Annotated in this window: 5 protein-coding genes and 1 pseudogene; all 6 read right to left on the reverse strand. The window is 72.3% G+C overall.

Translation table 11 applies throughout. The features are described 5' to 3' along the window. Positions 1 to 430 (reverse strand): indole-3-glycerol phosphate synthase TrpC (locus DD1DGNOD_RS17555; RefSeq protein WP_131770644.1); only part of this gene is annotated, 430 nt, incomplete at its 3' end. 400 nt (positions 431 to 830) lie between these two features. Next, on the reverse strand, positions 831 to 1376 hold the full coding sequence (locus DD1DGNOD_RS17560; RefSeq protein ID WP_241255806.1) for a Trp biosynthesis-associated membrane protein: 546 nt from the start codon (positions 1374 to 1376) through the stop codon (positions 831 to 833). 149 nt (positions 1377 to 1525) lie between these two features. Continuing rightward, on the reverse strand, positions 1526 to 3034 hold the full coding sequence (locus tag DD1DGNOD_RS17565; protein WP_131770641.1) for an anthranilate synthase component I: 1509 nt from the start codon (positions 3032 to 3034) through the stop codon (positions 1526 to 1528). Next, positions 3031 to 3492 (reverse strand): phosphoribosyl-AMP cyclohydrolase, encoded by a 462-nt coding sequence (hisI, locus tag DD1DGNOD_RS17570; RefSeq protein WP_131767569.1) that lies wholly within the window; start codon positions 3490 to 3492, stop codon positions 3031 to 3033. Before hisI ends, DD1DGNOD_RS17565 begins: the two co-directional genes overlap by 4 nt. Positions 3493 to 3599: 107 nt before the next feature. Beyond that, complete coding sequence (locus DD1DGNOD_RS17575) at positions 3600 to 5435, reverse strand: ABC transporter ATP-binding protein (protein ID WP_131770642.1); 1836 nt, start codon at positions 5433 to 5435, stop codon at positions 3600 to 3602. Then, a pseudogene (locus DD1DGNOD_RS17580) lies at positions 5432 to 5682 on the reverse strand (ABC transporter ATP-binding protein); the annotation flags it as partial. The pseudogene DD1DGNOD_RS17580 and the gene DD1DGNOD_RS17575, both read right to left, overlap by 4 nt.

Raw genomic sequence — 5682 nt, forward strand, 5'->3', positions numbered from 1 at the left:
CCAGCGCCGCCACGATCAGTAGGACGATGTCGGCGCCGTGCGCCCGCGCCTCGAAGATCTGGTACGGGGAGACCACGAAATCCTTGCGCAGCACGGGCACGTCCACCGCGACACGCACGGCGTCCAGATCGGCCAGCGACCCCCCGAACCGGTGCCGTTCGGTCAGGACGCTGATCGCCGCCGCGCCCGCCGCCTCGAACTGAGCCGCCAGCGCCGCCGGATCGGCGATCGTGGCGAGCTCGCCCTTCGACGGGGAACGGCGCTTGACCTCGGCAATCACAGCGACGGCCCGGGTACGCAGCACCGCCAGCGCGTCCCTGGGATCGGGGACGCGCTCGACGCGTCGCTTCAGCGCCGCCAGGGGAATCGCGGCCTCCCGTTCGGCGAGGTCCGCGCGCACCCCGTCAAGGATGTCGTCGAGAACGCTCATCGGCCGGCGCCCGCGGCTGTCTCAGCCATGGCGCCGATGTTAGGCCAGGCGTGATTGAGCGGCATCCGGCCCCCGCCAAAGGGCTCTCACTCTCACACCCGACGGTTGCCCGTCGGTTGACACAAGCTGAAAAGCAGTGAAACGAGGGAGCCGAAAAACCTTTGCACACCGGATACACCAGCTCCATCCCCACGTATCGTGGTTGTTCGTTCATTGTTCAACCAGAGGGACCGATGCCAACCGTAAGGTAGCCGATACTCGGCCGCCGGCCCGCTGGCGAGCAGCTGCGGGCCCGCCGGCGCAGCCATCGGCCCCCGCGCCGACCCGGCGCCGGGCAACCACCGCCCTCCCCGTGCCGACCCGACGCCAGGCAGCCGTGGCCGGGTCAGGGCGGGTCTCGTCAGGTCGGGTCGTCGCCGCGGTCGATGGCCTCCCAGGCGTCAACCGGCCGGGCCGCCGGAGTCCGGTAGCGGGCGGACAGCGCCGACCAGGTGTGCCCGCGCAATGCGACGAGTAACCCACCGAGCGCGAGGAGCACGCCTGCGCAGGTGGCCAGCCACGGCGCGAACGTGCGCCGCAGGTCCCGCAGATCGGCGGTGGCACCCGGGACAAGGTCGCGCACCTGCGAGGCGGCCCGCACCGCCGGCAGGGGATCGGCGGCGAGCCGGCCGGCGACGACCGCGATCGCCACACCGGCGAGCACGACCAGCGCACCGACGACCACCCGTCCCAACCGCCTGGTGGCGGCGATCGCCACGACACCGGCGAGCCCCACCAGACCCAGCCCGGCGAGGGCCGGGGCCAGGTCGGAGCCGGTCAGGCTCGCCGCCAGCGGCGCGGCGGCCGCCTCCTGCCCGTCCGCGGTCGTGGCGGCGACGCGTACCCGTACCCAGGTCGCCCCGGCGGTGAGCAGCACCAGGGCGGCGCCGAGCAGGCAGGCGGCCACCGCCGCGGCCATCTCCTGCCGCCCGCTGCCGCGGGCAGGCTGCCCGGCAACAACGGGCCGGTTCGCGTCCTCCCCGTTCGCTGATCGAACGCCGTTATCCAGCGACCTCCCAGGAGCCGCGGACGGCGCCCGGTGCGGTGGGCTCCCGCTCATGTCGGCGGACGCAGCGACTCTGCGATCTCGATCGCCCGCAGCACCGCCGCCGCCTTGGTGCGACTTTCGTTGTTCTCGGCCGCCGGGACGGAGTCGGCGACGATACCCGCGCCGGCCTGCACGTAGGCGACGCCGTCGCGGAGCACGGCCGTGCGGATGGCGATCGCGGTGTCCAGGTCACCGCCGAAGTCCAGGTAGCCGACCACCCCCCCGTACAGGCCCCGGCGGGTGGGTTCGAGCCCGTCGATGATCTCCATTGCGCGCACCTTCGGCGCACCGGTGAGGGTCCCGGCGGGAAACGTCGCCGTGAGGACGTCCACGGCCGAGCGGTCCTCGGCGACCTCACCGATCACCGTGGACACGATGTGCATGATCTGCGAGAACCGTTCGACGGCGGCGAACTCGACCACACGGACCGAACCCGGCGTGCAGACCCGTCCCAGGTCGTTGCGCACCAGGTCGACGAGCATCACGTGCTCGGCCCGTTCCTTGGGGTCGGCGAGCATCTGCGCGGCAAGCTCGGCGTCCGCCTCCGGGGTGGCGCCACGAGGGCGGCTACCGGCGATCGGGTGCAGCAGCGCACGCCGTCCCGTCACCGTCACGTGTGCCTCCGGCGAGGAGCCGACCACGTCATGGTCGTCGAAGCGGAGCAGGTACATGTAGGGACTCGGGTTGGACGCCCGGAGCACCCGGTAGATGTCCAGGGCGGCGGCCGTCGTCGGCCGCTCGAACCGCTGGGAGACCACGATCTGGAAGCACTCGCCGGCCCGGATCTCCTCGATGGCGGCTTCGACGGACGCCTCGAAACGCTCCGGTTCGGTCATCGACACGAAATCCGCGATCGACAGGTCCGCCGGCACCCCGGTGCTGGCCACGGTCGGCTCGGTCGACTTGCACAGACCGGCCGTCATGACCTCGAGCCGGTGCAGGGCGTCGTCGTAGGCCGCATCCAGATCACCGCCACCGCCAGTGAACACGTTGGCGATCAGCAGGCAGGAGCCGTCCCGGTGGTCGAACACGGCAAGGTCGGCCGTCAGCATCATCCGCAGCTCGGCCATGCCCAGATCGTCCACGGCGCCCGAGGGCAGCCGTTCCACCCGCCGGACGATGTCGTACGACAGGTAGCCCACCAGCCCGCCGGTCAGCGGTGGGGCGTCGGGAAGCCGGGGAGCGCGCAACGCCACCTGCGCCGCACGCAGGATCTCCAGCGGGTCACCGCCGGTGGGCAGCCCCGGCGGTGGGTCGCCGGCCACCCAGACCGCCGATCCGTCACGTTCGGTGAGAGTGGCCGCGGCCCGGACGCCCACGAACGAGTACCGCGACCACGCCCCGCCGTGTTCGGCGGACTCCAGCAGGAACGTTCCGGGGCCACCGGCGAGCTTGCGGTAGATCCCGACCGGGGTCTCGCCGTCGGCGAGCAGGCGGCGGGTCACCGCAACCACCGGGTATTCGGCGGCCAGCTCGTGGAACTGCGCGCGGCCGGGGTTGACCTCCCCTGTCGTCACAGCTGCGCTCCCCTCGCGGGTTCGGCGACGTCCGCATGCCGGGCATCGCGGGCTCGCAACGGATCGACGACGGTGACCGGCAGCGTCCGGCCGTCAAAACAGGTCCGGCTGCCGGTGTGACAAGCCGGCCCCAGCTGGTCGACCTGCACCAGGACGGTGTCCCCGTCGCAGTCCAGGGACACCGAGTGGACCAGCTGCAGGTTGCCGCTGGTGTCCCCTTTGACCCAGTACTCGCGACGGCTGCGACTCCAGTAGGTGGCGCGTCCGGTGGTGAGCGTACGGCGCAGGGCCTCGTCGTCCATCCAGCCGACCATCAGCACCTCACCGGTGTCGTACTGCTGGGCGACCGCCGGGAACAGGCCGGCGGCGTCACGTTTGAGCCGGCCGGCGATCGCGGGGTCCAGCCGGGGGGGATGGGCGGGCACGAGCCCATTGTGCCGCGCCCGGCGGCCCGGCATGCCCGGTGACCGGACGGTGCCGACATATCCGGTGACCAGACGGCACCGGCATGCCCGCTGACCGAGCCGTGCCCGCGCCGTCCGTCACGACCCGCCGACCCCGGCTGTCACGACCCGGTAACCCCGGCCGTCCACGAGGTGTGCAGACGCTGGTACACACCGGGGACCCCGACCAGCTCCGCGTGGGTGCCCTGCTGCACGATCCGGCCGGCGTCGACGACCACCACCATGTCCGCGGACTCGGCCGTGGACAGCCGGTGGGCGATCGTGACCGACGTCCGCCCGCGGGTCAGCTCGCCCAGCGCACGGGCCAGCCGCACCTCGGTCGCGGGGTCCACCGCCGACGTCGCCTCGTCGAGGACGAGCAGATCCGGGGCGGCGATCTGGGCGCGGGCGAGAGCCACCAGTTGACGCTCGCCCGCGGCCAGCGAGCTTCCGCGCTCACCGACCCGGGTCAGCACACCGTCGGCGAGCCCGGTGATCCAGTCGGCGAGCCCCAACGCCGCGAACGCGTCCATGACATCACTGTCAGTAGCATCCAGACGTCCGTAGCGGACGTTGTCGGCGATGCTCACGTCGAACAGGAACCCGTCCTGCGGGACCATCACGACCCGCCGGCGCAGCGAGGCGAACCGCACCCGGTCCAGGGGCACGCCCGCGAACAGCACCTGACCGGCGGTGGGATCCATCAGCCGGACGAGCAGTTTGGCGAGCGTGGTCTTGCCCGATCCGGTCTCGCCGACCACCGCGACCCGGCTGCCAGGCGCGATCCGCAGGTCGACGGCATGCAGGACGAGCGGGCCTCCCGGATAGGCGAACGAGACCCCGTCGAAGCACACCGTGAGCGGCCCACGGGGCAGATCCCGCCCGCCCGGACCCGGGTCGGGCACGTCCTGTGGGGTGTCCAGCACGTCCAGGACGCGGCGCAGGCCGGCGAACGCGTTGGCTCCCTCGTTGAGCATCTCGGTCAGGGTCTGCAGCGGCACCACGAACAACGTCACCAGGAACAGGAAGGCCACCAACTTCCCGGCGCTGACGTGGCCGCCCACCCCGAGCAGCACCCCGGCGACCACCACGGCGCCGGTGGCACCCGCCGCCACCAGCTCCCCGGCGGAGAAGACCGTGGCGACCAGGCGCTGCGCGGCCGTCTGCGCCGAACGGTAACGGTCCACAGAGGTGTCCACGCGCGTCGCCGTACGTGCCTGGACACCGTAGGCGCGCACCACCGCCGCGCCGACCACCGACTCCGAGATCGCACCGAGCATGTCCCCGACCCGTTCCCGGACGGTCAGGTACTGCCGGGTCAGCCGCGGCTGGAACCGCCGCACGACAACAGCCATCGGGATGAAACAGGCGTAGACGACGACGGTCAGAGGCCAGGAGTAAACCGCCATGAGCACGGTCGCGATCAGCATCTGCCCGGTGGACAGCAGCAGGACCATGCCGCCGAACTGCAGGAACTGCGACATCTGGTCGACGTCGCTGGTGACCCGGGAGGTGACCGCCCCGCGCCGCTGCTCCGACTGGGTCAGCATGGACAGGTCGTGGATGTGCCTGAACGCCCGTATCCGCATGGTCACCAGGACTGCCTCCGACATCCGGTACAACCGGACGTTCATCCGGTAGGCCGCCAACGCCGCCACCATGATCGCCACGGCCGCGCCCACCACCGCGTGGCGCACCACGGACAGGTCCGGCCGGCCGTCCAGCAGGCCACGGTCGACGGTCTGCTGGACGGCGATCGGGATCACGACCCGTCCCGCGGTCGCGACGGCGGCAAGGGCCAGCGTCACAGGCAGGCCCGCGGTGAACTCCGGCGCGAGCCGGCGGATCCGGCGCAATGTGGCCCACAACGGCTCCCGGGGCCGTACCGGGACCGGCGCCAGGCCACCGCCACCGCCACCGCCACCGCCGCGGGGCGTGGGCACGGCGGCGGTGCTCATCGCACCAGCCCGGCGTCCTCGGCGGGGCTGCCGTCCACGCCTGTCGGGCTGTATGTGGGGCCTGTCGGGCCGCACGCGGCGCCCGTCGGGTCGTACGCGGAGAGCAACGCCGCATACCCGGGCGAGGTGACCATCAGCTCACGGTGGGTCCCGTGCCCGGCGACCCGCCCCCGTTCCAGGTAGACGACGTCGTCGGCCAGCTCTATCGTTGCCCGCCGGTGCGCGACGACGACCACCGTGGACGCAC

Origin of the sequence: Candidatus Protofrankia californiensis (assembly GCF_900634765.1) — a bacterium.
GTDB lineage: Bacteria > Actinomycetota > Actinomycetes > Frankiales > Frankiaceae > Protofrankia > Protofrankia californiensis.